We start from the raw sequence: 23,795 nt of genomic DNA on the forward strand, positions 1-23,795 counted from the left end.
TGCGTTCAGCCTCTGGTCGGCGGGTGAACTTCCTCAAGAAAGGAGCAGGAAAACCGCAGGATTCCGTGCCTCGGGCAGCGGAAAGAGCATACCCGGTATGCCATGCCCGGTGAAAATGCCGCACAACTGCGTCATGATGGCTGTTCATGGGGGTCCCATCATCATGAACCGGTCCACGAGCGGGCCGCCGGACGCGCCCGAGCTTCCCTCGGACGTCCTCGACCGCTGGCGCGCGACGAGCCTCGCCGAGGTGTGGCTGCGCCCCGACGACTGGTACCACCCCGCCGTCGACGCGCTGGTCGAGGCGTTCGACGAGCGGCGCTCCCCGCACGCCGCCGCCCACCGCCTGGGCTCCGCGCGGGGCCGCGCGGGCGTGGGGCTGGGCGAGACCCTGGACGACGTCGAGTGCCTGTACCGCGCCACCGGCTGCGAACCCGACCCGGACGCGATCCGCGCGGTGGCCGTCGGCTGGGTCCGCGGGCGCGACACCGAACCGGCCCTCGGGGGCGTGCGCGACCCCGGCACCGGGCTCCCCACGCGCGAGTACCTCGCCGAGCGGCTGCGGGAGACCTACGGCGCCGCCGTGGGCGCCGAGGACGGCGTGCCGGCCACGCACTGCCTCGTCGTCGTCGACGTCGCCGTGGACGGGCTCGCCCCGTGGGACCGGGCCGCGCGGTCCGCGACCGTGGGCCGCGCCCTGGAGCAGATCTTCGGGGAGGGGCACCCGATGGCGGCCCTGACGGACGGCGTCTTCGCCGTGCTGGCGCGGCGCGACACGGGCGTCCCCGACCTCGCGAAGTCCACGCGCAGCGTCGTGGAGCGCAACGCCGCGCTCATGGGGCTCGGGGACGCGCTGCGGCGCCCCACCCGCGTGTGGGTGGAGCGCCTGCCGACGACGCACGCCGCCGCCGCGCAGCTGCTGGCGCAGCTCGCCCGCTGACAGGTCGGGCGGTCAGGACTGCGCGTAGGTGAGGCAGTCGGCGTGGTTCACGTCGTCCTGGCCCGGCCCGACGCGGATCGCGGCGGCGGCGCACTCGAGCTCGTGGTTGTGCACGCAGTCGCCGCGCTGGCACGCCCCCACGTGGGCGACGACCTTCTCCAGGCCGCCCTTGGCGCTCAGCGGGATGAACGTGGCGCACGACGCGTCACCGGAGTGCCCGGCGATCGTGACGGCGCCGGCGTGGCAGCCGTGGTCGTGGTTGTAGCCGCAGCCCTCGACGGTGCACTCGGTGACCTCGGGCATCTCCATCAGCGTGCTCATGGTGCGCTCCTCGCCGCTCGACGCCGGCTCTCGCCGCCTTCGACCACGATATTCCTCGCGCACGGAAATGCACAGTGAATGCGAGAGGGAATTCACGTCTGCACAAATAAGGAATGCCTTACCCATTGCCCTCACGAATGGGTTCCCGCGAATTAGCGAAGAATTGCGTTGCGGAAAGTCGTCAGCCGCGGCGGTGCGGACGCCACAGCACCAGCGCCCCCTCCTCGGCCTCCAGCTCCGACCGCTCGACGCGGCGGACGCGCTGCCCTCGCCGCACGACGACGACGTCGCCCGAGGTCCCGGCGGTGAACACCCGGCCCCCGGGCTGCATCGCGAGCGCGGCCAACCTGGCCTCGAGCTGCGCCACGTGCTCCTGCAGGTCGAGGATGCGCCGGATGCCGGCGAGGTTGATCCCCTCGACCTGCGCGAGCCGCTGGACCTCCAGCAGCCGGGAGACGTCCCGCTGCGAGTAGCGCCGGCCGCGCCCCGCGGTGCGGCGCGGCGTCACGAGGCCGAGGCGGTCGTACTGCCGCAGCGTCTGCGGGTGCATCCCCGCCAGCCGGGCCGCCTGCGACACGGTCAGCACCGGGGCGTCCTCGGCAACCATCGCTACCTCCCTCGCTCGGCGTCCGTCGCGCGGAGGAGCATCGCTCCGCCGCGCGCTGCACTCGTCATTCCGCCGCGCGCTGCACTCGTCATTCCGCCGCGCGCTGCACTCGTCATTCCGCCGCGCGTTGCGCGAGGCCGGCGCGGACGTCCTCGTGGTCGCTCTCGGCGGCGAACGCCTCGAGCGCCTCCTTCGCCTTGCGGCTGAGCTTCTGCGGCACCGTCACCTGGACGGTGACCAGCAGGTCGCCCTGCGTCTTCGCGGTCTTCACGCCGCGGCCCTTGACCCGCAGCACCCGGCCCGACGGCGTGCCCGCCGGGACCTTCAGCCGCACCGTGCCGCCGTCGAGCGTCGGCACCTCGAGGGTCGTGCCCAGCGCGGCCTCCGCGAACGTCACGGGCACGGACATGCGCAGGTTGGCGCCGTCGAGCGTGAACACGGGATGCGGCGCGACGTGCACGGTGACCACGAGGTCGCCCGCGTCGCCGCCGCCCGCGCCCGGCCGGCCCTTGCCGCGGATACGGAGCTTGCGGCCGTCGTTCACGCCTGCCGGGATCTTCGTCTTGACCTTGCGGCCGTCCACCGTGAACTCCACGGTGGCGCCCTCCACGGCCGTGCGGAACGGCAGCGTGGTCTCCGCCGCGACGTCCGGGCCCTTCTGCGGCGCGGTGAAGCCGGCGCGCTGCCGGCCGGCGGCGCGGAAGCCGCCCTGGCCGCCGAGCATCGAGCTGAGGATGTCCTCGAAGCCTCCGGACCCGCCCTGCGGGTACTGCGTGTAGCGCGCGTTCGGTGCGCCCTGGCCGCCGAACATCGAGCCGAAGACGTCCTCGAAGCCGTTGCCGCCGCCGCCGGGGCCCGCGGCGAACCGCGCCCCGCCGCCCGCCATCGCGCGGACGGCGTCGTACTGCTGGCGCTGCTCGGTGTCCGAGAGCACCGCGTACGCCTCGCCGATCTCCTTGAACTTGGCCTCGGCCGATGCGTCCCCCGGGTTCTGGTCCGGGTGGTACTGGCGGGCGAGCTTGCGGTACGCCTTCTTGATGGCCGCGTCGTCCGCGTCCTTGGGGACGCCGAGAGCGGAGTAGAAGTCCTTCTCGATCCAGTCCTGACCTGTCACGACGCCCCCTTCCTGGTCATGCTCGTGATCTCATCATCCTCGTCGAACGGGTCCGGGCGGGCCACGCCGAACGCTCGGCATGCCCCACCCGGACCACGGTGTCCTTCAGCGGCCCGGCGTCACTCGGGGCCGACGACGCCCACACGGGCGGCGCGGACCACCTTCTCGCCGATCCGGTAGCCGGGCTCCACCACCAGGCTGACGGTCGTGGCCGCGACGTCCGGGTCGACGTTGTGCATGAGCGCCTCGTGCACCGTGGGGTCGAACTCCTCCCCCACCTGGCCGAACCGCTCGATGCCGAACTTCGCCAGCGACGCGTCGAGCTTCTCCGCGATGGCCGCCATGGGCCCGGTGAGCTCGGCGTGCTGCTTGGCGCGCTCGATGTCGTCGAGCACCGGCAGCAGCGCGACCAGCACGTCCTGCGTGCCCTGCGTGCGCGCCACCTCCTGGTCGCGCAGCGACCGGTTGCGGTAGTTCGTGAACGACGCCCGCTCCCGCTGCAGCGCATCCAGGTGCTCGGCCGCCTCGGCCTTGGCCTTGAGGACCTCGGCGCTCTCGGCGGCCTCGCCCTCGGGCTCGAAGTCGAGTGCCGCGAGCGGGTCGGTGCTCTCGCCCTCGCCGCCGGCCGCCGACTCCCGGGCCTCCCCCGACTCGGGGTCGACCTTGCGCTTGTCGGTGAAGTGGAAGGGGGCGTCCCCCGAGCCCTCGGGCTCGGGGGTCCCCTGCGGGTTCTCCGTCACTTCTTGTCGTCCTCGTCGTCGACGATCTCGGCGTCGACCACGTCCTCGTCGGGGGCGGAGGTCGCGCCCGCGGCCGCGGCCGCGTCGTCCTCGGCCGCCGCGGTGTCACCCGCGGCCTGCTCCTGCTCGGCCGTGGCGTAGAGCGCCTGGCCGATCTTCTGCGAGGAGGCGCCGAGCTTCTCGTACGCGGACTTCACGGCGTCGGCGTCCTCGCCCTCCAGGGCGGTCTTGACGGCGGCGACGTCCGCCTCGACCTCGGTGACGACCTCGGCGGGGAGCTTGTCGCGGTTGTCCGCGATCTGCTTCTCCATCGAGTACGCGAAGGCCTCGGCCTGGTTGCGGGTCTCGGCCTCCTCGCGACGCTTCTTGTCCTCGGCCGCGTGCTCCTCGGCGTCCTTCACCATGCGGTCGATGTCCTCCTTGGGGAGGGCCGACCCGCCGGTGATCTTCATCGACTGCTCGGTGCCCGTGCCGCGGTCCTTGGCGGACACGTGCACGATGCCGTTCGCGTCGATGTCGAAGGTGACCTCGATCTGCGGGACGCCGCGGGGCGCCGGGGCGATGCCGGTGAGCTCGAACGTGCCCAGCGGCTTGTTGTCGCGGGTGAACTCGCGCTCGCCCTGGAAGACCTGGATCGCGACGGACGGCTGGTTGTCCTCCGCCGTCGAGAAGATCTCGCTGCGCTTGGTCGGGATGGCCGTGTTGCGCTCGATGAGCTTGGTCATCACGCCGCCCTTGGTCTCGATGCCGAGGGACAGCGGGGTCACGTCGATGAGCAGCACGTCCTTGCGCTCGCCGCCGATGACGCCGGCCTGCAGGGCCGCGCCCACGGCGACGACCTCGTCCGGGTTGACGCCCTTGTTGGGCTCGCGTCCGCCGGTGAGCTCCTTGACGACCTCGGTCACGGCGGGCATGCGGGTGGAGCCACCCACGAGCACGACGTGGTCGATGTCGGACACGGAGATGCCCGCGTCGCGGATCACCGCGTGGAACGGCGCCTTGGTGCGGTCGATGAGGTCCTGCGTCATCTGCTGGAACTGGGCGCGCGTGAGCTTCTCGTCCAGGTGGACGGGGCCGTTCTCGCTCATCGACAGGTACTGCATCGAGATGGTGGTGCTCGTCGCGGACGAGAGCTCCTTCTTGGCCTGCTCGGCCGCCTCGCGCAGACGCTGCAGGGCGATCTTGTCCTTCGACAGGTCGACGCCCGCGCTGTTCTTCACCTGCTTGATGAGGTGGTCCACGATGCGCTGGTCCCAGTCGTCGCCGCCGAGGCGGTTGTCGCCGGACGTGGCGCGCACCTGGATGGTGGAGAAGTCGTCCTCGTCCTTGCCGACCTCGAGGAGCGAGACGTCGAAGGTGCCGCCGCCCAGGTCGAAGACCAGGATGAGCTCGTCCTCCTTGCCCTTCTCCAGGCCGTAGGCGAGGGCCGCCGCGGTGGGCTCGTTGACGATGCGCGTCACGTTGAGGCCCGCGATCTGGCCGGCGTCCTTGGTCGCCTGGCGCTCGGCGTCGTTGAAGTACGCCGGGACGGTGATGACCGCGTCGGTGACGGGCTCGCCCAGGTACTCCTCGGCGTCGCGCTTGAGCTTGCCGAGCACACGCGCGGAGATCTCCTGCGCGGTGTACTTCTTGTCGTCGATCTCGACCGACCAGTCGGTGCCCATGTGGCGCTTGACCGACGAGATGGTGCGGTCGACGTTGGTGACCGCCTGGCGCTTGGCCACCTCACCGACGAGGACCTCGCCGGTCTTGGAGAACGCGACGACGGACGGCGTCGTGCGCGACCCCTCCGCGTTCGCGATGACGGTGGGCTCGCCGCCCTCCAGGACGGCGACCACCGAGTTGGTGGTACCCAGGTCGATACCGACTGCTCGAGCCATGTGTGCTGCCTCCATGCGTACGTCCGGGCGCCTCTGCGCCCGAGGTTGAGTCAACTGCACTCAACGTAAATCTCGGCGTCCCCGCCTCGCAAACCGCAGGCGCCAAAGTTGAGTCTGCATGGCTCAACCTTGCTCAGGGCGTCGATATTCCCGCAGGCAGCCCCCGCTGTTCGCCGTGAGCGAACAGCGGGGGCTGAGGGGCAGTCGCAGGGTCAGACGAGCTCGACGCCGTCGGCCTGAGGGCCCCGGTCGCTCTGGCGCACCTTGAAGCGGACCCGGTCGCCCTCCTCGAGGAACTCGACGTCGCGCACGACCGACACGTGCACGAACAGGTCCTCGCCCCCGGCGTCGGGCGTGATGAAGCCGAACCCGCGGTCCGCGTCGTAGCGCGCGACGGTGCCCTCGCCGCCGCGCACCGGCCCGCCGGCCGGGCGGCCCGAGCGCCCCCGGTCCGAGCGGCCGTGGTCCCGACCGTGATCCGCGCGACCGCGGTCCCGGCCGTGGTCCGAGCGGCCGCGGTCGGCCCCGCGCACGCCGGAGCCGCGCACGAGCCGCACGTCGCGGGCGTTCGGCCCCTTGTCGCCGTCGACGACGTCGTAGGTCACCCGCGCGCCCTCGGGCAGCGAGGTCAGCCCCGGGCCGAGCGCGTTGACGTGGACGAAGAGGTCGCCGCCGCCCGCGTCCGGGGCGATGAACCCGAAGCCCTTGGTGTCGTCGAACCAGGACACGGTGCCGTCCGCGCCGTCCGAGGCCGCCCGAGCGGACTCCGACGCGAGCGGCAGCAGGTGGTCCGCCTGCGGCCCCTTCTCCCCCTCGACGACGAGGAACGCCACGCGCTGCCCCTCCGACACCACGCCGCCGCCCACGATGGCCGAGCTGTGCAGGAAGATCTCCTGGCCACCGTCCTCGGGCGTGACGAAGCCGTACCCCTTGGCCGGCTCGTACCAGCTCACGGTGCCGAGCACGCCCAGGGGTGCGTCGGCGGCCCGGTCGCCCGTGACGCGGACGCGCCGCGCCTGGGGGCCGCGGTCGCCCTCGCCGACCTCGAACTCGACGGCCTGCCCCTCGCGGAGCTGCTTCGGCCCGTCCCCGCCGACGATCTCGGAGGCGTGCACGAACAGGTCCTCCTCGTCGTTCCCGAGGTCGATGAAACCGAACCCTCGGTCGGCGTCGAACCATCGGACTGTTCCCTGGGGCACGTCAAACTCCTCGTCTCGACTGACTTCTCCTCCCCAGTGTCCCCCGGCGGGGCCGTCGACAGGCGGTTCGGGCGGCCCTCGGGGACGCGGCGCCCGTCACACCCGCGCCGCCCGCCTCGTCGTACCGACGACCCGGGCACGACGCCCGGGCACGACGACGGAGGGAGCGGGTGCGCATGGACACGGCCGCCGTGGTGGTGACGATCCTCGGAGCGGTGATCAACGGGGCGGCCGCCGCCTTCTACCTGGCCGGGCACGAGTACCCGCGCAGCCAGGCGGACATGAAGGGCATCCCGCGCCGGTACGTGCCGATGCTCGGGATGCTGCTCGCGGCTGGCGCCGTCGGGCTGCTGGTCGGGTTCGCGCTGCCGCTCGTGGGCGTCCTCGCCGCGGGCGGCCTGGTCCTGTACTTCGTGGGGGCGATCGTCGCCCACCTGCGGGTGGGCTCCCACCACGTCGTGGGCGCGATCGTGTTCCTCGCCGTCGCGGCCGCCGCGTTGACGCTGGGGCTCCTGGCGGGCAGCGCCTGACCGCGCGGACCCGTCAGCGGCGCCGGGTGCGCCCGAGGCGGGGCCCGGTGCCGAAGTACTCGCGGAACACGTAGAGCGCGGGCGACCAGGCGTCCGTGTCGACGTGCCCGGTGCCGGTGTCCACGACGGCGCGGTCCGCGTGGACCGCCCGGACGTAGACCTCGACGATGCGGAAGTCGTCGCCGTCGGGGCCCTTCGGCGCGTGGATCGCCTGCACCTCCGCCTCGCACTGGATGGCGCACTCGGCGATGCGCGGCGGGCGCACCACCGTGGAGGGCTGCGGGGTGAAGCCGCCGGGGGTCCACTTGTCACCGCTGCTGCGGAACCGGCCCCGCTTGTGCGGCGGGAGCGGGTCGCTGCCGCTCAGCAGCGCGATCTCCTCCACCTGCGACCAGCGCTCGGCGTGCGGGAAGTTCACGACGCACTGGCCCTCGCGCTCGAGGTTGGCGAGCGTCTGCGACGCGGCGCCCCAGCCCAGCACGATCGTGCGCCCCAGCGTCCACGCCGACGACATCGGCCCGATGTTCGTCGACCCGTCGGGACCGGTGGTGGTGACCAGCGCGATCGGGGTGCCGACGTACAGCACCGGGGGGTCGATGGGCACGTGCGACGACGAGGCCTCGTCGGGCACGGTGTCGTGCGCCGCGGCGCTGGTCGGGCTCATGGCCCCATCGTCGGGGCGGGACGCTTCGGTCCCCGCCGAACCGTCAGAGCGGCTTGCGCATCTGCTGCGTGACGACGGCGTACCCGGAGGAGTCGTACAGCGCCATGGCGGTCGCGTTGCGGCCGTGGACGTTCAGCTCCAGCGCGGTGGCGCCGGCTTCCCGGGCCGCGTCCTCCGTGGCCGTCAGGAGCGCGCGGCCGAAGCCCTGGCCTCGCCGCGGCTCCAGCACCTCGATGTCGTAGAGGAACGCCACCCCCGGCAGGCAGTGCGGCGGGTCCAGCGCCACCCAGGCGCGGCCGACCGGCTCGCCGTCCGCGTCCACCCCGACCCGCACGAGCATCCCCTCGGTGGCGAGCCCCCGCGGGAGCAGGGCCGCGCTCTCCTCGCGGGCGCGGCGCACCGACCCCTCCCACGGCCACCGTCCGGCGGCGACCTGCTCCGCGGCGTACCCCTCGGCCAGGTCGTCCTGCCACTCGTCGAACTCGGCCTCGGTCATCGGGCGGAGCGTCACCGTCGTCATGGACGCATGCTGGCACACCGCGGGTCCCACGGGCCGACGTAGTACCCGGTGACCGATCCGGGCCCGGAAGCGTCACCGGGTACTACGTCAACGGCCACGCCTGGTCAGTCGTCGACGGCCTCGCCGGTGGGGTCGTTCGCAACCACCGCGTCGAGGCGCTCGCCGCCGACGGGCTCGCGGTGCCACTCGACGAGGCGCCAGCCGGAGGCCGGGTCGCCCTCGACCTCGATGAGGCCGGTGTTCGCGAGCGGGGTGTGCGCCAGCTCGTCGACGTCGAGCCCGCGCACCCGGGCGCCGGACCACGACCGGATCGCCGCGCCGTGCGAGACGGCGAGGACGACGCCGTGGCCGCGGTCGGTACGGTCGGCCACGCCCGCGAGCGCGGCGACGGCGTCGTCGAAGCGGGTGAGGAACGCGTCGCCGTCGGGCCCGCCGGGCATGCGACGGGACCGGTCGCCGCGCGACCAGGCGAACACGGTCTCCAGGTAAGTGTGGTGGTCGGCGAGGTCCGCGGACATCTCCAGGGAGCCCGCCTCGATCTCGCGCAGCCCGTCGAGGACGGTGGGGCGCAGGGCGCGGTCGTCGGCCAGCGGCTGGGCGGTGAGGGTGGTGCGTAGCAGCGTCGAGACGGCGAGGGCGTCGATGCGCCGCCCCTCCAGCGCGCGGGGGACGGCGGCGGCCTGCTGCTCCCCGAGCGGGGTGAGCCGCGGCCCGGGGGCACCGGTGTCGAGCAGGCCGGCCACGTTGGCGGGGGTCTGTCCGTGTCGCAGGAGGAGGAGGCGCATGGTCCTACCCTCTCCTACCCTGGCCGACCCGCCGCCGTCGCGGGGACCGCGCCGCCCGCCGGCCGGACGACCGCGCCTGCGAGGATGACCGGGTGCCGATCACCGTGGTCCCCTCGTCCCCCGACTGGCCCGCCGCGTTCGAGGGCGTCGCGGCCGCGCTGCGGGCGGCGCTCGCCGGGGTGCCGACGGCCGTCGTCGAGCACGTCGGCTCGACCTCCGTGCCCGGCCTGGCGGCGAAGCCGGTCCTCGACGTCGACGTGATCGTCCCTGCCGAGGACGTCGCCGCCGCGGTGCGGGCGCTCGAGGGCGTGGGGTACGCCCACGCCGGCGACCTGGGCCTGCCCGGCCGCGAGGCGATGGACGCGCCCGACGACGACCCCGCCCGGCACGTCTACGTCTGCGCGGCCGGGACGCTCCACGTGCGCAACCACCTCGCCGTCCGGGACGTGCTGCGGCGCCGCGCCGACCTGCGCGACGAGTACGGCGCGGTGAAGGCCGCGCTCGCCGCCGACCCCACGATGGACATCGACCGGTACGTCGCCGGCAAGTCGGCCGTGCTGCAGAAGGTCCTCGCCGAGTCGGACCTCACGCCGGGCGAGCTGCGCGAGATCCTCGGCACCAACGACCCCGGCATCGACTGACCCCGGCATCGACGACCCGTCCGCCTGACGGCGCGCTGCGCCGCGGCCGCGCCTCAGCGCAGCCGGTAGCGCCGCTCGGGCCGGCCCGCGGTGCCGTAGTTGAGGCGCACGGCGGCGCGCCCCGTCGTCGCGAAGTGCTCCAGGTAGCGACGCGCGCTGACGCGGCTGACGCCGATCTCGTCGGCGCACTCGGCGGCGCTCAGCTCCGCGCCGTCGGACAGGGCCGCGAGCACGGCGTCCGCGGTCTCCTGGCTGAGCCCCTTGGGGAGCGCGGGGCGCGCGCCGCCGCCCGCGCGCGAGGGCTGCGGCGCGAGGAGGGCGTCGATCTCGGCCTGACCGGGTCCGCCGGGGCGGTCGCGGCCGTCGAGGGCCTCGTGGGCGCGGCGGAACGCCTCCAGCCGGGCCGCGAGGTCCTCCGACGCGAACGGCTTGACGAGATAGTGCGCGGCACCGCCGGCCGCCGCCGCGCGGACCGTGTCGGCCTCGCGGGCCGCCGTGATCACGACGACCCCGAGGTCGCGGCCCGCCGCCCGCAGCCGCCGCAGCACCTCGATGCCGTTGATGTCGGGCAGGTGCACGTCGAGCAGCACCAGGTCGGGGCGCAGGGCCTCCACGGCGGCGAGCGCGTCCGCGCCGGTGTGCGCCTCCCCGACGACGCGGAAGCCGTCCACCCGCTCCACGAAGCGGCGGTGGATGGACGCGACCATGAAGTCGTCCTCCACCACCAGCACGTCGAGGCTCACGCCTGCTGCACCCCCTGCTCGCTCGCCCGGTCGGCCCGGCCCGCCCCCGCGACGGCCTGCGGCAGCCGCACGATGAACACGGCGCCGCCGCTCGGCTCCTCGCCGTCGTGGCCGGCACGGCCGTGGTCGCCGCCATTGTGCATGGTCACCGTGCCGCCCCGGCGCTGCGCCAGCACGTGCACCAGCGCGAGGCCGACACCGCGCCCGGTCTCGCCGTGCGGCTTCGTGCTCCAGCCGCGGCGGAAGATGGCGTCGGCCTGCTCGGGCGGCACGCCGCGCCCGGTGTCCGCGACCTCGACGAGGACGTCGTGCGCGGGGCCGTCCTGGGCCAGGCGCACCCGGACCATGGCGGGGGCGGAGACGCCGTCCGCGCCCGGGCCCGCGGCCCACGCCGCGGCGTCCACCGCGTTGTCCACGAGGTTGCCGAGCACGGTGCCCACGTCGGCGGACAGGTCGGGGTCGAGGCGCGGCAGCGCGCTGCCCTGGTCGACGACGAGCTCCACGTGCCGCTCGTCCGCGAGGCTCGCCTTCGCGATGAGCAGGGCCGCCACCGCCGGGTCCGCGACCCGCGACGTCACCACGTCGCTGAGGGCGGCGCGCCGGCGGGTGAGGCGGTCGACGAACCGGCCCACCTCCTCGTACTCCCCCAGCTCGATGAGGCCGGAGACCGTGTGGAGCTGGTTGCTGAACTCGTGGGTCTGCGCGCGCAGCGTCTCGGTCACGCTCTCGCGCGCGTGCAGCTCGCTCTGCAGCGCCAGCAGCTCCGTGCGGTCGCGCAGCGTGGTCACCGTGCCGGCCGGGCGGCCGTCGTGCAGCACGCGGCGGCGGTTCAGCACCAGCACGGTGTCCCCGGAGACGAGCACCACGTCGTGCACCTCGTCCGTGCCGCGCAGCAGGTCGGCGACGGCTGGCTCCAGGCCCACGTCCGCCAGGCCCGGGTCGTCCAGGCGCCGCCCCGTCAGGTCGGGGGCGTCGTCCGCAAGACCGAGCAGCGCGCGGGCGCTGTCGCTCACGAGGCTCACGCGGCCGTCGTCGCCCACCACGACCACGCCCTCGCGGATGGAGCGCAGCACGCCCTCGCGGTGGTCCGCGAGCGCCGCGATCTGCGCCGGCTCCAACCCGCGGGTGCGGCGCTTGACCAGGCGCGCCAGCAGCCACGACCCGGCGACGGCGAGCGCCGTGCCGATGCCGAGGACCACGAGGACGTCCCCGCCGGCACGGGACACGCGCTCGGCCAGCGGCGGGTACGGGTCGGCGAGCACGGCGACGGCGAGCGGGTGCGGCGCGCTCCCCCCGTACACCGGGACCCAGGCGGCGATCGAGCGGTCGCCGAGGTCGGTCACGTCGCCACTGCCGGCGACCGTGCCGGCGTCGGCCGGCAGCGCGAGCTGCTCGCCCGTGCGCGTCGGGTCGGTCGACAGCAGGATCCGCCCGTCGAGGTCCGTGAGGTAGGCCGTCTTCGCGTCGACGTACGCGGCCCGGGACTGCAGGTAGAAGAGCAGGGCCTGCGTGTCGCTCGCGCCGTCGGCGAGGCCGCCCTGGAGTGCGGGGATGCCCGCCAGCCCCTCGGCGGCCACCTCGAGCCGGTCGGCGCGGTCGTCGCGGAACTGGGCGTCGGCCTGCCCGAGGAACACGCCCGCGGCCGCCGCGACCACCACGAGGAGCACGGCGAGCTGGAGCAGCAGGACCTGCCCGGCGAGGGTGAGGTGGCCGCGGGGGCGGCGCGAGGAGCGTGACCGCAAGTTCCACAACCTCCTTTGGTTGTCCAATGATGACGCGCCCGGCCCGGGCCTGTGACGATCGCACCCGGGGCACAGCCGCCCCGCAGCACCGACAGTCTGGAGCACACGGTGTCGACGACGACATCCCGGCGACGACGCGGCGTCCGCGCCGCCGTCGCCGCGACCCTGGCGACGGCCCTGCTCGCCGTCACCGCCGCGTGCGGGGTCACGCGCGGCGACGACTCGACCGACCTCGACATGTGGATCCCGAACAGCCCCGGCGGCGGGTACGACCAGACCGGCCGCGCGGCCGTCGGCGTCCTGGACCGCGACGGCATCACCGGCGGCGACATCCAGGTCACCAACATCCTGGGCGCGGGCGGCTCGGTCGCCATGTCGCGGCTCATGGGCGAGGCCGGCAACGAGCGGCTCATGATGACGCTCGGCCTCGGCGTCGTCGGGTCCACGTACTCGTTCGGCGTGGACGCCCGCCCCCAGGACGCCACCCCGCTCGCCCAGCTCATCGAGGAGCAGGAGGGCGTCCTCGTCCCCGCCGACTCGCCCTTCGAGACCATCGACGACCTCGTCGACGCGTGGAAGAAGGACCCGGGCTCCGTGGTGCTGGGCGGCGGCTCGTCGCCCGGCGGGCCCGACCACCTGTTCCCCATGCAGCTCGCGAAGGCCACGGGCGTCGACCCGAAGGACCTGCGGTACGTGTCGTACGACGGCGGCGGTCCCCTGACCAGCGCCCTGCTGGGGCACAAGATCCAGGTGGGGTTCTCCGGCCTCGCCGAGTTCGAGGGGCAGATCGAGGCGGGCGAGCTGCGCGTGCTCGCCGTCTCCGGCGACGAGCGCGTCGCCGGGGACACCCTCGCCGACGTCCCCACGCTCACCGAGAGCGGCATCGACCTCGTCTTCACCAACTGGCGCGGCGTCGTGGCCCCGCCCGGCATCAGCGACGAGGCCCGCGACCGGCTCATCGACCACCTCACCCGCATGCACGACTCGCCCGAGTGGGAGCAGGCCCTGGCCGACAACGGCTGGACGGACGCCTTCGTCACCGGCGACGACTTCGAGCAGTTCCTGCGCGAGCAGGACCAGCGGGTGTCGACCACCCTCAAGGAGCTGAACCTGCTGTGAGCACCGACGTGGAGACCCCCGCACCGGGGGCCGCGGACCCGGGTCCGCAGGGCCCGACCGCGACGCCGCGCGTCGACCGCGCGCAGTACGGCCTCGCCGCCGTGCTGCTGATCGTCGGCGCCTACACCGTGTACGACGCGAGCACCCTGGAGGTCGGGTTCGCCGACCCGGTGGGCCCGCGCATCTTCCCGATCCTCATCGGCGGCGGTCTCGTCGTGACGAGCGTGCTGCTGGCCCTGGCGACGGCGCGCGGGTCGCGCCCCGAGCCGGAGGCCGGCGAGGACGTCGACGTCACGACCGCGGCCGACTGGCCCACCGTGCTCAAGCTGGTGGGCGTCGTCCTGCTGACGATCGCCACGGTGACGTGGCTCGGGTGGGCGCTCGCGGGCGCCATCCTCTTCGCCGGCGCCGCCTGGGCGCTGGGCAGCCGCACGCACGTGCGCGACGTCCTCGTGGGGCTCGTGCTCGCGGTGGGCAGCTGGTACGGCTTCGTCGTCGGGCTGGGCATCCCGCTCACCCCCGGCGTCCTCGACGGGATCCTGTGAGGCGGCGGGACTGATGGAGAACCTCGGACTGCTGTGGGACGGCCTCGGCGCCGCCCTCACCCCCATGAACCTCCTGTACGCGGCGGTGGGCGTGCTGCTCGGCACGTTCGTCGGCGTGCTGCCCGGCATCGGGCCGGCGATGGCGATCGCGCTGCTGCTGCCCGTGACGTTCGGGCTGGAGCCCACGCAGGCGTTCATCATGTTCGCCGGCCTCTATTACGGCGGCATGTACGGCGGGTCGACGACGTCGATCCTGCTCAACACCCCCGGCGAGTCGGCGTCCGTGATGACGGCGCTGGAGGGCAGCCGGATGGCGCGCGCCGGGAGGGGCGCGCAGGCGCTGGCGACGGCGGCCGTCGGGTCGTTCGTCGCGGGCACGATCGGCACCCTGCTGGTCGCGTTCTTCGCGCCGTCGCTGGCCGACGTCGCGGTCGAGATCGGCGCGCCGTCCTACTTCGCCCTCATGGTGCTGGCGCTGGTCCTCACGGCCACGGTGCTCGGGTCGAGCCCGCTGCGCGGCCTCATGTCCCTGTTCGTGGGCCTGACGATCGGCCTCGTGGGCCTGGACCTCAACACCGGCCAGCCGCGCCTGACGTTCGGCGTCACGCAGCTCGTGGACCGCCTGGACATCGTGGTGGTGGCCGTGGGCATCTTCGCCCTCGGCGAGGCGCTGTGGGTGGCCGCCCACCTGCGCCGCAAGCCCGCCGAGGTCGTGCCCGTCGGGCAGCCGTGGATGGGCCGCGAGGACCTCAGGCGCTCCTGGAAGCCGTGGCTGCGCGGCACCGCGTTCGGCTTCCCGTTCGGCGCGCTGCCGGCCGGCGGCGCCGAGCTGCCGACGTTCCTGTCGTACGTCACCGAGCGCAGCATGGCCAAGCGCGGCGTCGCCAAGGGGCGGGCCGGCGCCAAGGACGAGTTCGGCCAGGGCGCCATCGAGGGCGTCGCCGGCCCCGAGGCGGCGAACAACGCCTCGGCCGCGGGCATGCTCGTGCCGATGCTGGCGCTCGGCCTGCCCGTCACCGCGACGGCGTCCGTGATGCTGTCCGCGCTGCAGGGGTACGGCATCCAGCCGGGCCCGCAGCTCATGACCGAGCACGCCGACATGGTGTGGACGCTGCTCGCCAGCCTGCTGATCGGCAACCTGCTGCTGCTGGTGCTCAACCTGCCGCTGGCGCCCCTGTGGGCGCGGCTGCTGCGCATCCCGCGGCCGCAGCTGTACGCCGGCATCCTCTTCTTCGCCTGCCTCGGCGCGTACGCGACCAACCTCGACCCGTTCGACATCGGCCTGCTGCTCGTCTTCGGCCTGCTGGGCCTGGCGATGCGACGGTTCGGGCTGCCGGTGCTGCCGCTCATCCTCGGCGTCATCCTCGGCCCGCTCATGGAGACCAAGCTGCGCGAGGCGCTCACCATCTCCGGCGGCGACCCGTCGATCCTGTGGAGCGAGCCGCTGGCCATCGCCATCTACGTGGTGCTCGCCCTCGCCCTCGCCGGCCGCCCGCTGCTGTCGCGGTGGCGGTCGCGCACCGAGTCGCGGCTGGAGGCCGAGGCGGCGGCCGCGAGCGAGACCGAGACGGAAGGAGCACTGCGGTGACCGAGCACGAGACGACCGAGCACGAGACGACCGAGCACGAGACGTCCCCCGAGGCGTCGACCGACACCGGATGGGTGGTCGTCGCCTGGACCCCGGACGAGTTCGGCGACGCGGCGCTGGAGCACGGGATCGCCTGGGCGCGCGAGGGCGGGCGCGGGGTCGCCGTCGTCAACGGCACCCGCGGCGACGCCCTCGTCGACGAGCGCTACGCCGCCCCCGCCGGGCTCGCCGACCTGGCCGAGCGGCTGCGGGGCACCGGCCTGCCGCACCTGGTGCGGCAGGAGATGGGGCGCGACGTCGCGGAGCAGGTGCTCGACGTCGCGTCCGAGCTGTCCGCGCGGCTCGTCGTCGTCGGCCTGCGGCACCGCAGCCCGGTGGGGAAGCTGCTCATGGGGAGCGTCGCGCAGCGCATCCTGCTCACCGCCGAGTGCCCGGTGCTCGCCGTGAAGCCCGGCGAGCGGCCCGCGTAAGGAACCGTCCGCCCGGGACACTACGTCGTGTGACCATCCCCGACGGCACTCCCGACGGCACCGCCGAGCCGCGCGACCGGCTGTCCGCGCTGTGGAGCGCGCACGCCGTCCGCGTCCAGGCGTACCTGTGGCGCCACACCGACCCGGACACCGCCCAGGACGTGCTCTCCGAGACGTTCCTCGTGGCCTGGCGTCGCCTCGACGACGTCCCCGACCCGGCGCTGCCGTGGCTGCTGGTCGTGGCGCGCAACCTCGTGCGCAACGCCCACCGGGCCGCGCGCCGGCGGCGCACCCTCGACGAGGAGCTCGCCTCCCTCGCGGCGTCGGCGCCGCTGCCCGAGGCGGCCCCCGAGGCGCTCGCCGTCGAGCGGGACGACCTGCTCCGGGCCCTCGCCCGCCTCACCGAGCGGGAGCGCGAGGCCATCCTCCTGGTGGCGTGGGACGGCCTCGCGCCGCCCGAGGCCGCCGCCGTCGCCGGGTGCAGCACCGCGACGTTCCACGTGCGCCTGCACCGCGCCCGACGCCGGCTCTCGTCCCTCGCGGACGGCACCGCCGACGCCCCCACGAGCCGCCCCGCAGGCGGCGGCACCGACGACTCCCGCTCCCCCGCGTCCTCGAGGAGGTCCGCATGAGCACCGCCGACATCGACGAGCGCCTCGCCCGCCTCGCGCCCACCACGTCCCCCGACCCCGAGCGGCTCACCGCCGCGCGCGCCGTGCTCGACGACGTGCTCGACGGTGTGCTCGACGGCGCCGACGATGGGACCGGGCCCTCCCGCAGCCGGCGGCTCGGCGACGCGCACGTGCTCGACCTCGACGCCGCGCGCGCCCGCCACTCCGGCCACGACGTCGACGCCGACGGCGGCGGCGTCCCGCTCCCCCTGGTCGACGACGACGTCGTCGTCCCGCTGGGCCGCGGCCGCACCGCCCGCGAGCGCCGCACGCGCCGCGTGCTGCTCGGTTCCGCCGCGGCGGGCGTCGTCGGCGTGGTCGCCGTCGGGCTGGCGCTGACCGGCCGCCCCCCCGCCCTCGTGCCCGCGGGGCCGCCCCCGAGCGCGTGCGCGTCGCGGCTCACGACCGCCGCGCACCAGGACGTCGACCTCGACCCGCCGCAGGCGTGGCGCTCGCTCGCCACCGAGTCCCACGACGACGGCACGCGGCTCGCCCTGATGCGGTCCGAGGACGGCGATCTCACCGGCTTCTGCGGGGAGGCCGGCGGCGCGGGCGGCTCCTCGGCGTCGACCACCCTGTGGCCGGACGCCCAGGACACCGTGGAGCCGGGCCAGGACGGCGTCGTGGCCACCGGGGTCCGCGACGACGACTGGTACGTGGCGTGGGGCACCGCCGGGCCGGACGTGCGGGACCTGCGCCTGCAGGCGGACTGGTCGAGCACCGACCCGTCGAGCACCGACCCTTCGAGCACCGACCCTTCGAGCACCGACCCCTCGGGCGCTGACCGGGCCGAGGGTGACGGCTTCGTGGTCGAGGTGCGCTCGACCGGCGACGGCGGGTGGGCGGTGCTGCTCGACGGCGACGAGGTGCCCGCGGACGCCGACGTGTCGCTCCGCTGGCGCCTCCCGGACGGGTCGGAGCGCACGGCGCCGCTGGAGGGCGCCTGGCCCGCGGACCCGACGACCGTGACGCCGCCCGCCGAGGCGCGCCGGGACGCGTGCGCACCCGGCCGCTCCACGACCGGGGTCCGGCCCGTGATCGAGCAGCGGACCGGCGACGACGGCATCACCGTCCTCGCGAACGACGAGCGGTTCGTCGTGTGCACGCAGGACGCCGAGTCCCCGTACCGCGCGTGGCACACGCTCAGCGGCACGATGACCGACCGGCCGGCGCGGGACGAGGCGATCGCCCTGGGCGGCGGCGGCTCGGACGACGCCCGGACGCTGGTCGGCCTGGCGGGCGACGACGTGGCCCACGTCTGGCTGCGCCTCCCCGACGGGACCCTGCTCGACGGGGTCCTGTCGGGCGGCTACTGGCTGGTCCCGGGCGCGGGGGTCGGCGAGAAGCAGTGGGACGACGCCCGGCTCGTCTGGCGCCTCGAGGACGGCACCCGGCACGGGTCCCCCACCTTCGGGTGACGGGCCGCCCGGCCGGTGCGCGCGCCGGCCGGGCGACCCGGTAACGCCTCAGTAACTCCTCCTTCCTAGCGTTCAGGGTCCCGATACCTGTCCACTGGAGGAGCGCACCATGCACCCGCCCCGCCCGTCCCGGCGCCGAACCGCCGTCTGGGCCGCAGCCTCGCTCACGGCGGCCGCGCTGCTGGCCAGCCCGCTGTCCGCCACCGCCGACCCCGCCGCGCCCGCCGGCGACGCCAAGGTGGACGCGGCCCTCGCGAGCGCCGTGAAGGGTGGCAAGGACGCCACCTTCTTCGTCGTCCTGAAGGACCAGGCGACGCTGGCCGCGCCGAAGGCCGCGAAGTCCCACGCGGCGCGCGCGAAGGCGGCCTACACCGAGCTGCGCGCGCACGCCGCGACCAGCCAGAAGTCGCTGACGGCCTACCTCGACGCCCAGCAGGTGGGCCACGAGGACTACTGGATCGCCAACACGGTCGAGGTGACCGGCGACGCCGACCTCGTCGCCGCGCTGGCCGCGCGGTCCGACGTCGCGTCGCTCGTCAAGGAGAAGACGTACACGCTCGACGAGACCGAGTCGGCGCCGGCGGGCGAGGTCACGTCGACGCTCGCCGACGACGGCACCCCCGAGTGGGGCGTCGCCGACATCAACGCCGACGACGTGTGGTCGCAGTACGAGGACCGCGGCGAGGGCATCGTCATCGCCAACATCGACTCCGGCGTGCAGTTCGACCACTCCGACCTGGTGGCGGGCTACCGCGGCAACAACGGCGACGGCACGTTCACGCACGACTACAACTGGTACAACCCGACCGGTGAGTGCGGCGACGCGACCGTCCCGTGCGACAACAACGGCCACGGCACCCACACGATGGGCACGATGGTCGCGAAGAACGGCATCGGCGTCGCCCCGAACGCGACGTGGATCGCCGCCAAGGGCTGCGAGTCGCGGTCCTGCTCCGACACCTCGCTCCTGAAGGCCGGCCAGTGGATCCTGGCGCCCACGGACTCGCAGGGGAACAACCCCCGCCCGGACCTCGCGCCGAACGTCGTGAACAACTCGTGGGGCGGCGGCGAGACCACCTTCTACCAGGACATCATCGAGGCCTGGAACGCCGCGGGGATCTTCGAGGCGTTCGCCGCCGGCAACTCCGGCGACGGCGCGACCTGCTCCACCACGGAGGCGCCGGGCGCGCAGGCCCCGGCCTACGGCGTCGGCGCGTACGACGTGAACGGCAAGATCGCGAGCTTCTCCGGCTTCGGCCCGTCGCCGGTCGACGGCTCCGCGAAGCCGAACATCTCCGCCCCGGGCGTCAACGTGCGATCCACGTGGCCCGGGTCGTCCTACCTCGCGGAGAACGGCACGTCGATGGCGACCCCGCACGTCGCGGGCGCCGTGGCCCTGCTGTGGTCGGCCGCCCCGTCGCTCATCGGCGACATCGAGGGCACCCGCGCGCTGCTGAACTCCGGCGCCCGCGACGTCGACGACACGCACTGCGGCGGCACCGCCGACGCGAACAACGTGTGGGGCGACGGCAAGCTGGACATCCTCGCCTCGGTCGAGCTCGCGCCGCACACCGCCGTGGCGGTCACCGGCACGGTGACGAACGCGGCCACGGGCGCCCCCGCGCGCGGCATCGACGTGACCGCGACCGGCGCCGCCGGCGCCCGCACGGTGACGACCTCGGCGGCCGGCACCTACCGCATCACGCTGGCTCCGGGCACGTACGACTTCGCGTTCGGCGGCTACGGGTACGCCTCGGCGGCCCGCTCCGGCGTCACCCTCACCACGGGCGAGCCGCTGACGCAGGACGTCGCGATGGAGCCCACGGCGGCCCACCCGGTCACGGGCACCGTCCTGGACGTCACGGGCAAGCCGCTGGCCGGCACGACCGTCGCGGTGGCGGGCACCCCCGTCGACGCGGTGGTCACGGCCGCCGACGGCTCGTTCACCCTCCCCGCCGTCGCCGAGGGCGACTACACCCTCACGGCGACGCCGGCCGAGCCGGTCCTGTGCAACGGGACCGCGCACGACGCCCTCACCGTCGACGGCGACGAGACCCGCACCGTGCAGCTCCCGCCGCGGGCCGACCGGTCCGGCAACAGCTGCACCCCGGCGTCCTACTCCTGGGTGAAGGGCTCGACCAAGGTCGCGCTGAGCGGCGACGAGGACGCGGCGACGATCTCGCTGCCGTTCCCCGTCTCGCTGTACGGCGTGGACTACTCCGCCGCGTCGGTCACCACGAACGGCCTCGTCAACTTCCTCGAGCCGCGCCTCGGCGACTACGACAACACCGCGCTGCCCGCGGCCGCGAAGCCGAACGGCATCGTCGCCCCGTTCTGGGACGACCTGACCTTGGACAAGAAGTCCAGCGTGCAGACGGCCACGACGGGCAAGGCGGGGGCGCGCACGTTCGCCGTCGTCTGGACCGACGCCCTGCTCGCCTCCGGCTCCGGCCGCGTGACGTTCGAGGCCCTCTTCGACGAGGCCACCGGCGCCGTCACGTTCCAGTACAAGTCCGTGCCCGGCAACGGGTCCGGCGCCACCGTCGGCATCGAGAACCAGGCCGGCTCCGACGCCCTCCAGTACTCGTTCGACCAGGCCGTCCTCACCGACGGCTCGGCGATCCGCATCGCGCAGGGAGACTGACCATGCGACCCCTCTCCACGCGGGCCAACCGGCTCGCCTCCACCCTCGTCGCGGCGGGTCTCGTGCTCGCCGCGGCCCCGCAGGCCCTCGCGGCCGACGACGACGGCGCGCTGACCCTCACCGCCGACCAGGCCCAGGCGCTGGCCGACCGCATGAGCGGCGGGCTGTACGGCGACGACGCGACGGCGGACGACAGCACCTCCGACGACGCGACGACCGGCGACACGACCGGCGACGGCAGCGCCGTCGACCCGTCGACGCCGGTCACGTTCACCGCCCGCTCGACGATCGAGGGCGTGCGCGGCGTGGGCGTCACGCTGCCCGCCGCGGGCGACCAGTACTTCACGCTGCACAGCCTGGGCAACGTCCAGCTGCACCGCGCGGACGGCAGCACCGTGTGGGAGCGGAACAACAGCTCCCTGTACAAGGACTGGGGCGTCCGGCCCGCCCGCGCGTGGGAGAAGGTCATGTACCCGCCGCTGGTCCTCATGGGCTACAACGCGGTGAGCCCGTTCTCGCCGACGTCGGACGCGGGGTACGACACCGCCGACCTCACCGGCGACGGCACGCCCGACGTCGTGTTCTCCGCGTCCGTCGGGACGAACCCGCCGGTCGGCGCCACCATCCCCGGCACCACGATGAAGCAGGGCACCCTGGTCACCGTCCTCGACGGCGCCACCGGCAAGACCCTGTGGTCCAAGGTGTACTCCTTCGCCTCGATGGTGAAGGTCGTCGACGGCACGCTCCTGGTCGCGAACGCCCCGCGCACCAACCAGTACGCGCCCGCCACCGAGGCCGCCACCCTCACGGGCACCCGGTTCTCGTTCGCGGACGGCGCCCTCACCCCGACGGACACGTGGACCCACGACACCGGCGAGGCGGGCAACGCCTCCTGGGGCGGGATCACCGCGCTCGGCGACGGCCGCGTCGCCGTCTCGTGGAACACCCGCAAGACGGACACGGTGGCCCCGCAGGGCCACACCCTCGTGCTGGACGCCGCGGACGGGTCCGTCGGCTGGCAGGCGGACGGCGACCTGTACGGACGACAGCTCCACCTGGACACCGACCGGGGCCGCCTCGTCGCGATCGAGCAGCCGGACTTCTCCGACGGCGTCGCCTACTCCGTGGTGGCGTACGACCTCGCGTCCGGCGACCGCAGCGTGCTCAGCACGCGCGTGAACGCGCTGGCCACCGCCATGACGGTCGGCGACGCCGCGAAGGCCAAGGGCACCGAGTACGTGGTCAGCGAGTCCACGCTGGACTCCGACCTCTTCCTCAACGCCTCCACGATCCGCGTCCTGAGCGGGGACGACGCCGCCACGGTGCGGTGGGTGTCCACCACCAAGCGCGACGCGGACAACCACGCCGACGCCCCGAGCGCGTGGGGCCTCGACGTGATCAAGGGCGGCACGCTGATCGTCACCGCCCAGGACGACGCCGGCATGGCCACCGCCGCGAACGTCGGCGGCCTGCGGTACGGCTCGCTCACGGCGTACTCGAACGCGGGCACGGAGCTGTGGCGCCAGGACGGCACCGACGCGTCGCCGATGTTCCAGCAGGTCTACCGGGTCGGCTCCAAGGACTTCGTCCGCGTCGTCGACCAGAACCAGAACATCCACACCTTCAGCGCCGCCAAGGGCGAGGAGACCTCCGTCGCCCCGATGCAGGGCGACGTGAACTTCGCGGCCGCCGCGGACCTGGACGGCGACGGCGGCCAGGACGTCGTCGCGGGCGGCACGTCCCGCGGCGTGTGGGCCTGGACCGGGCGCTCGCTCCTCGACGGCACGCCCGAGCTCCTGTGGCGCGCCACCGTGCCCGGCGAGGTGCACGACGTCGAGACCGGCGACGTGACCGGCGACGGGAAGCCCGACGTCGTCGTGGCCGCCGACACCGCCACGGTGGTCCTCGACGGCGCCACCGGGAAGACCGTCGCGACGATCGACGGCGGCGGCGCCTACGTCCGCTCCGTGACCGTCGCGGACGTGAACGGCGACGGCACCGACGAGGTGCTCGTCCCGACCGACGCCCTGCGCGCCTACACCGGCGCCGGCAAGGCCCTGTGGACCTACGCCGCCCCCGCGGGCTCCGGCGACGTGGTGTTCTCGGACGCCGTCGTCGGCGACGGGCAGGTGTACGCGCAGTACGCCAGCGTCGACTCGTTCGAGCTGGCCGACGGCGTGCAGGGCGCGGTCGCGCTCGACGCCGCCACGGGCGCCGCGGCGTGGGCCGCGACCCCGACGGCCCCGGCCGGCGCGTCCGACGGGAAGCTGCACGGCGCGATCCTGCGCCGCGGCGTCTTCACCGACCCCGCCATCCCCTACGCCGACGGGCACGCCGTCGTCTACACGTGGATCGCGGGCACCGGCACCGCCACCGAGGGCGACGTCGCCCTCGTGGAGCCCCGCGCAGTCACCGAGATCCGGGACGGGCGCACCGGCGAGGTGCTGAAGCAGGCGATCGTCGGCAGCCCCTGGTCGCACGACGGCTACTTCGTCGACGACGAGGCGGGCATGCTGTACCAGCTGAGCTTCGGCACCCTCCGCGGCTTCGGCGCGGACGGCCTGGACACGTCGTCGTCCGTCATCGCGCCGCTGCGCGGCGTGCAGTTCGTCACCGGGCCCGGCGGCCGACGGCTGCTCGCCGGCGGTGTCGAGGGCGGCGTCGGCGCCTGGGACCCGTCGGTGCTCGGCACCGGCTGGTCGTTCCAGGACGGCGTGGGCACCGGCGCCGCGCTGGGCGGGCGTAACTACCTGGCCGTCGACCTGGACGGCGACGGGGGCGAGGAGCTCGTCTCGCTGAACTTCGACCACCTCGGGTACAACCGGATGGCCGACCTGCTCGGTGGCGGGCTGCTGTCCCTGGACAAGAACACCCACGGCGTCACGACGTTCTCTCTCTCCTGACGTCGTGACCG

The 23,795-nt window shown here is 74.3% G+C and carries 22 protein-coding genes; 11 read left to right on the top strand and 11 right to left on the bottom strand.

Annotation, left to right across the window (positions count from 1 at the left end; all coding sequences use genetic code 11):
- Positions 1-163: 163 nt before the first annotated feature.
- Positions 164-940 (top strand): hypothetical protein, encoded by a 777-nt coding sequence (locus ACFWDO_RS02780; protein ID WP_380318239.1) that lies wholly within the window; start codon positions 164-166, stop codon positions 938-940.
- Positions 941-952: 12 nt separating this feature from the next.
- Here ACFWDO_RS02780 and ACFWDO_RS02785 read toward each other — a convergent pair whose 3' ends face one another.
- From ACFWDO_RS02785 to ACFWDO_RS02810, 6 genes are all read right to left on the bottom strand, one after another.
- A complete protein-coding gene (locus tag ACFWDO_RS02785; protein WP_380318236.1) occupies positions 953-1,261 on the bottom strand; it encodes a DUF1540 domain-containing protein in 309 nt (102 codons plus the stop codon).
- A gap of 181 nt (positions 1,262-1,442) precedes the next feature.
- Positions 1,443-1,868 carry a heat shock protein transcriptional repressor HspR gene (locus tag ACFWDO_RS02790; protein ID WP_380318233.1) on the bottom strand — a complete coding sequence of 142 codons (426 nt, stop codon included), beginning with the start codon at positions 1,866-1,868 and terminating at the stop codon, positions 1,443-1,445.
- A gap of 112 nt (positions 1,869-1,980) precedes the next feature.
- A complete protein-coding gene (locus tag ACFWDO_RS02795; protein ID WP_380318228.1) occupies positions 1,981-2,982 on the bottom strand; it encodes a DnaJ C-terminal domain-containing protein in 1,002 nt (333 codons plus the stop codon).
- Positions 2,983-3,101: 119 nt separating this feature from the next.
- Positions 3,102-3,722, bottom strand: coding sequence for a nucleotide exchange factor GrpE (gene grpE / locus ACFWDO_RS02800; protein WP_380318225.1), 621 nt, complete (start codon positions 3,720-3,722; stop codon positions 3,102-3,104).
- Positions 3,719-5,602, bottom strand: a complete 1,884-nt coding sequence (gene dnaK / locus ACFWDO_RS02805) for a molecular chaperone DnaK (protein ID WP_380318318.1) — start codon at positions 5,600-5,602, stop codon at positions 3,719-3,721. Before dnaK ends, grpE begins: the two co-directional genes overlap by 4 nt.
- Before the next feature lie 212 nt (positions 5,603-5,814).
- The gene (locus ACFWDO_RS02810; RefSeq protein WP_380321017.1) at positions 5,815-6,801 is read right to left on the bottom strand and encodes a cold-shock protein; all 987 of its coding nucleotides are present in this window, start codon (positions 6,799-6,801) and stop codon (positions 5,815-5,817) included.
- Between the two features lie 176 nt (positions 6,802-6,977).
- Here ACFWDO_RS02810 and ACFWDO_RS02815 point away from each other — a divergent pair, with 176 nt between their 5' ends.
- Complete coding sequence (locus ACFWDO_RS02815; protein ID WP_380321014.1) at positions 6,978-7,331, top strand: DoxX family protein; 354 nt, start codon at positions 6,978-6,980, stop codon at positions 7,329-7,331.
- A 13-nt stretch (positions 7,332-7,344) separates the two neighbouring features.
- Here ACFWDO_RS02815 and ACFWDO_RS02820 read toward each other — a convergent pair whose 3' ends face one another.
- From ACFWDO_RS02820 to ACFWDO_RS02830, 3 genes are all read right to left on the bottom strand, one after another.
- Complete coding sequence (locus ACFWDO_RS02820; protein ID WP_380321011.1) at positions 7,345-7,995, bottom strand: flavin reductase family protein; 651 nt, start codon at positions 7,993-7,995, stop codon at positions 7,345-7,347.
- A gap of 43 nt (positions 7,996-8,038) precedes the next feature.
- The gene (locus tag ACFWDO_RS02825) at positions 8,039-8,515 is read right to left on the bottom strand and encodes a GNAT family N-acetyltransferase (RefSeq protein ID WP_380321008.1); all 477 of its coding nucleotides are present in this window, start codon (positions 8,513-8,515) and stop codon (positions 8,039-8,041) included.
- Positions 8,516-8,619: 104 nt separating this feature from the next.
- Positions 8,620-9,300 (bottom strand): histidine phosphatase family protein, encoded by a 681-nt coding sequence (locus ACFWDO_RS02830; protein WP_380321005.1) that lies wholly within the window; start codon positions 9,298-9,300, stop codon positions 8,620-8,622.
- 92 nt (positions 9,301-9,392) lie between these two features.
- On the opposite strand from ACFWDO_RS02830, the gene ACFWDO_RS02835 reads away from it, so the two are divergent.
- Positions 9,393-9,941: a GrpB family protein gene (locus ACFWDO_RS02835; RefSeq protein ID WP_380321002.1), complete on the top strand. Its 549-nt coding sequence runs from the start codon at positions 9,393-9,395 to the stop codon at positions 9,939-9,941.
- Between the two features lie 53 nt (positions 9,942-9,994).
- On the opposite strand, the gene ACFWDO_RS02840 is transcribed toward ACFWDO_RS02835, so the two are convergent.
- Entirely contained in the window at positions 9,995-10,684 is a 690-nt protein-coding gene (locus ACFWDO_RS02840; RefSeq protein WP_380320999.1) for a response regulator, read from the bottom strand.
- Complete coding sequence (locus ACFWDO_RS02845) at positions 10,681-12,426, bottom strand: ATP-binding protein (protein WP_380320996.1); 1,746 nt, start codon at positions 12,424-12,426, stop codon at positions 10,681-10,683. The genes ACFWDO_RS02840 and ACFWDO_RS02845 overlap by 4 nt, the downstream gene beginning before the upstream one ends.
- A gap of 108 nt (positions 12,427-12,534) precedes the next feature.
- Here ACFWDO_RS02845 and ACFWDO_RS02850 point away from each other — a divergent pair, with 108 nt between their 5' ends.
- The 8 genes from ACFWDO_RS02850 to ACFWDO_RS02885 all read left to right on the top strand — a co-directional run bounded on the left by ACFWDO_RS02850 (position 12,535) and on the right by ACFWDO_RS02885 (position 23,784).
- Positions 12,535-13,545, top strand: coding sequence for a Bug family tripartite tricarboxylate transporter substrate binding protein (locus ACFWDO_RS02850; protein WP_380320993.1), 1,011 nt, complete (start codon positions 12,535-12,537; stop codon positions 13,543-13,545).
- Positions 13,542-14,090 carry a tripartite tricarboxylate transporter TctB family protein gene (locus ACFWDO_RS02855; protein ID WP_380320990.1) on the top strand — a complete coding sequence of 183 codons (549 nt, stop codon included), beginning with the start codon at positions 13,542-13,544 and terminating at the stop codon, positions 14,088-14,090. The genes ACFWDO_RS02850 and ACFWDO_RS02855 overlap by 4 nt, the downstream gene beginning before the upstream one ends.
- 13 nt (positions 14,091-14,103) lie before the next feature.
- Complete coding sequence (locus ACFWDO_RS02860) at positions 14,104-15,678, top strand: tripartite tricarboxylate transporter permease (protein ID WP_380320987.1); 1,575 nt, start codon at positions 14,104-14,106, stop codon at positions 15,676-15,678.
- Entirely contained in the window at positions 15,675-16,148 is a 474-nt protein-coding gene (locus tag ACFWDO_RS02865; protein WP_380320984.1) for a universal stress protein, read from the top strand. Before ACFWDO_RS02860 ends, ACFWDO_RS02865 begins: the two co-directional genes overlap by 4 nt.
- A gap of 29 nt (positions 16,149-16,177) precedes the next feature.
- Positions 16,178-16,780 carry an RNA polymerase sigma factor gene (locus ACFWDO_RS02870; protein WP_380320981.1) on the top strand — a complete coding sequence of 201 codons (603 nt, stop codon included), beginning with the start codon at positions 16,178-16,180 and terminating at the stop codon, positions 16,778-16,780.
- Complete coding sequence (locus ACFWDO_RS02875) at positions 16,777-18,237, top strand: hypothetical protein (protein WP_380320978.1); 1,461 nt, start codon at positions 16,777-16,779, stop codon at positions 18,235-18,237. Before ACFWDO_RS02870 ends, ACFWDO_RS02875 begins: the two co-directional genes overlap by 4 nt.
- A 109-nt stretch (positions 18,238-18,346) precedes the next feature.
- Positions 18,347-20,881 carry a S8 family serine peptidase gene (locus ACFWDO_RS02880; RefSeq protein WP_380320975.1) on the top strand — a complete coding sequence of 845 codons (2,535 nt, stop codon included), beginning with the start codon at positions 18,347-18,349 and terminating at the stop codon, positions 20,879-20,881.
- A gap of 2 nt (positions 20,882-20,883) precedes the next feature.
- Positions 20,884-23,784: an FG-GAP repeat domain-containing protein gene (locus tag ACFWDO_RS02885; RefSeq protein WP_380320972.1), complete on the top strand. Its 2,901-nt coding sequence runs from the start codon at positions 20,884-20,886 to the stop codon at positions 23,782-23,784.
- The last annotated feature ends 11 nt before the right edge of the window (positions 23,785-23,795 follow it).

Origin of the sequence: Isoptericola sp. NPDC060185, from assembly GCF_042728595.1 — a bacterium.
Lineage (GTDB): Bacteria > Actinomycetota > Actinomycetes > Actinomycetales > Cellulomonadaceae > Isoptericola.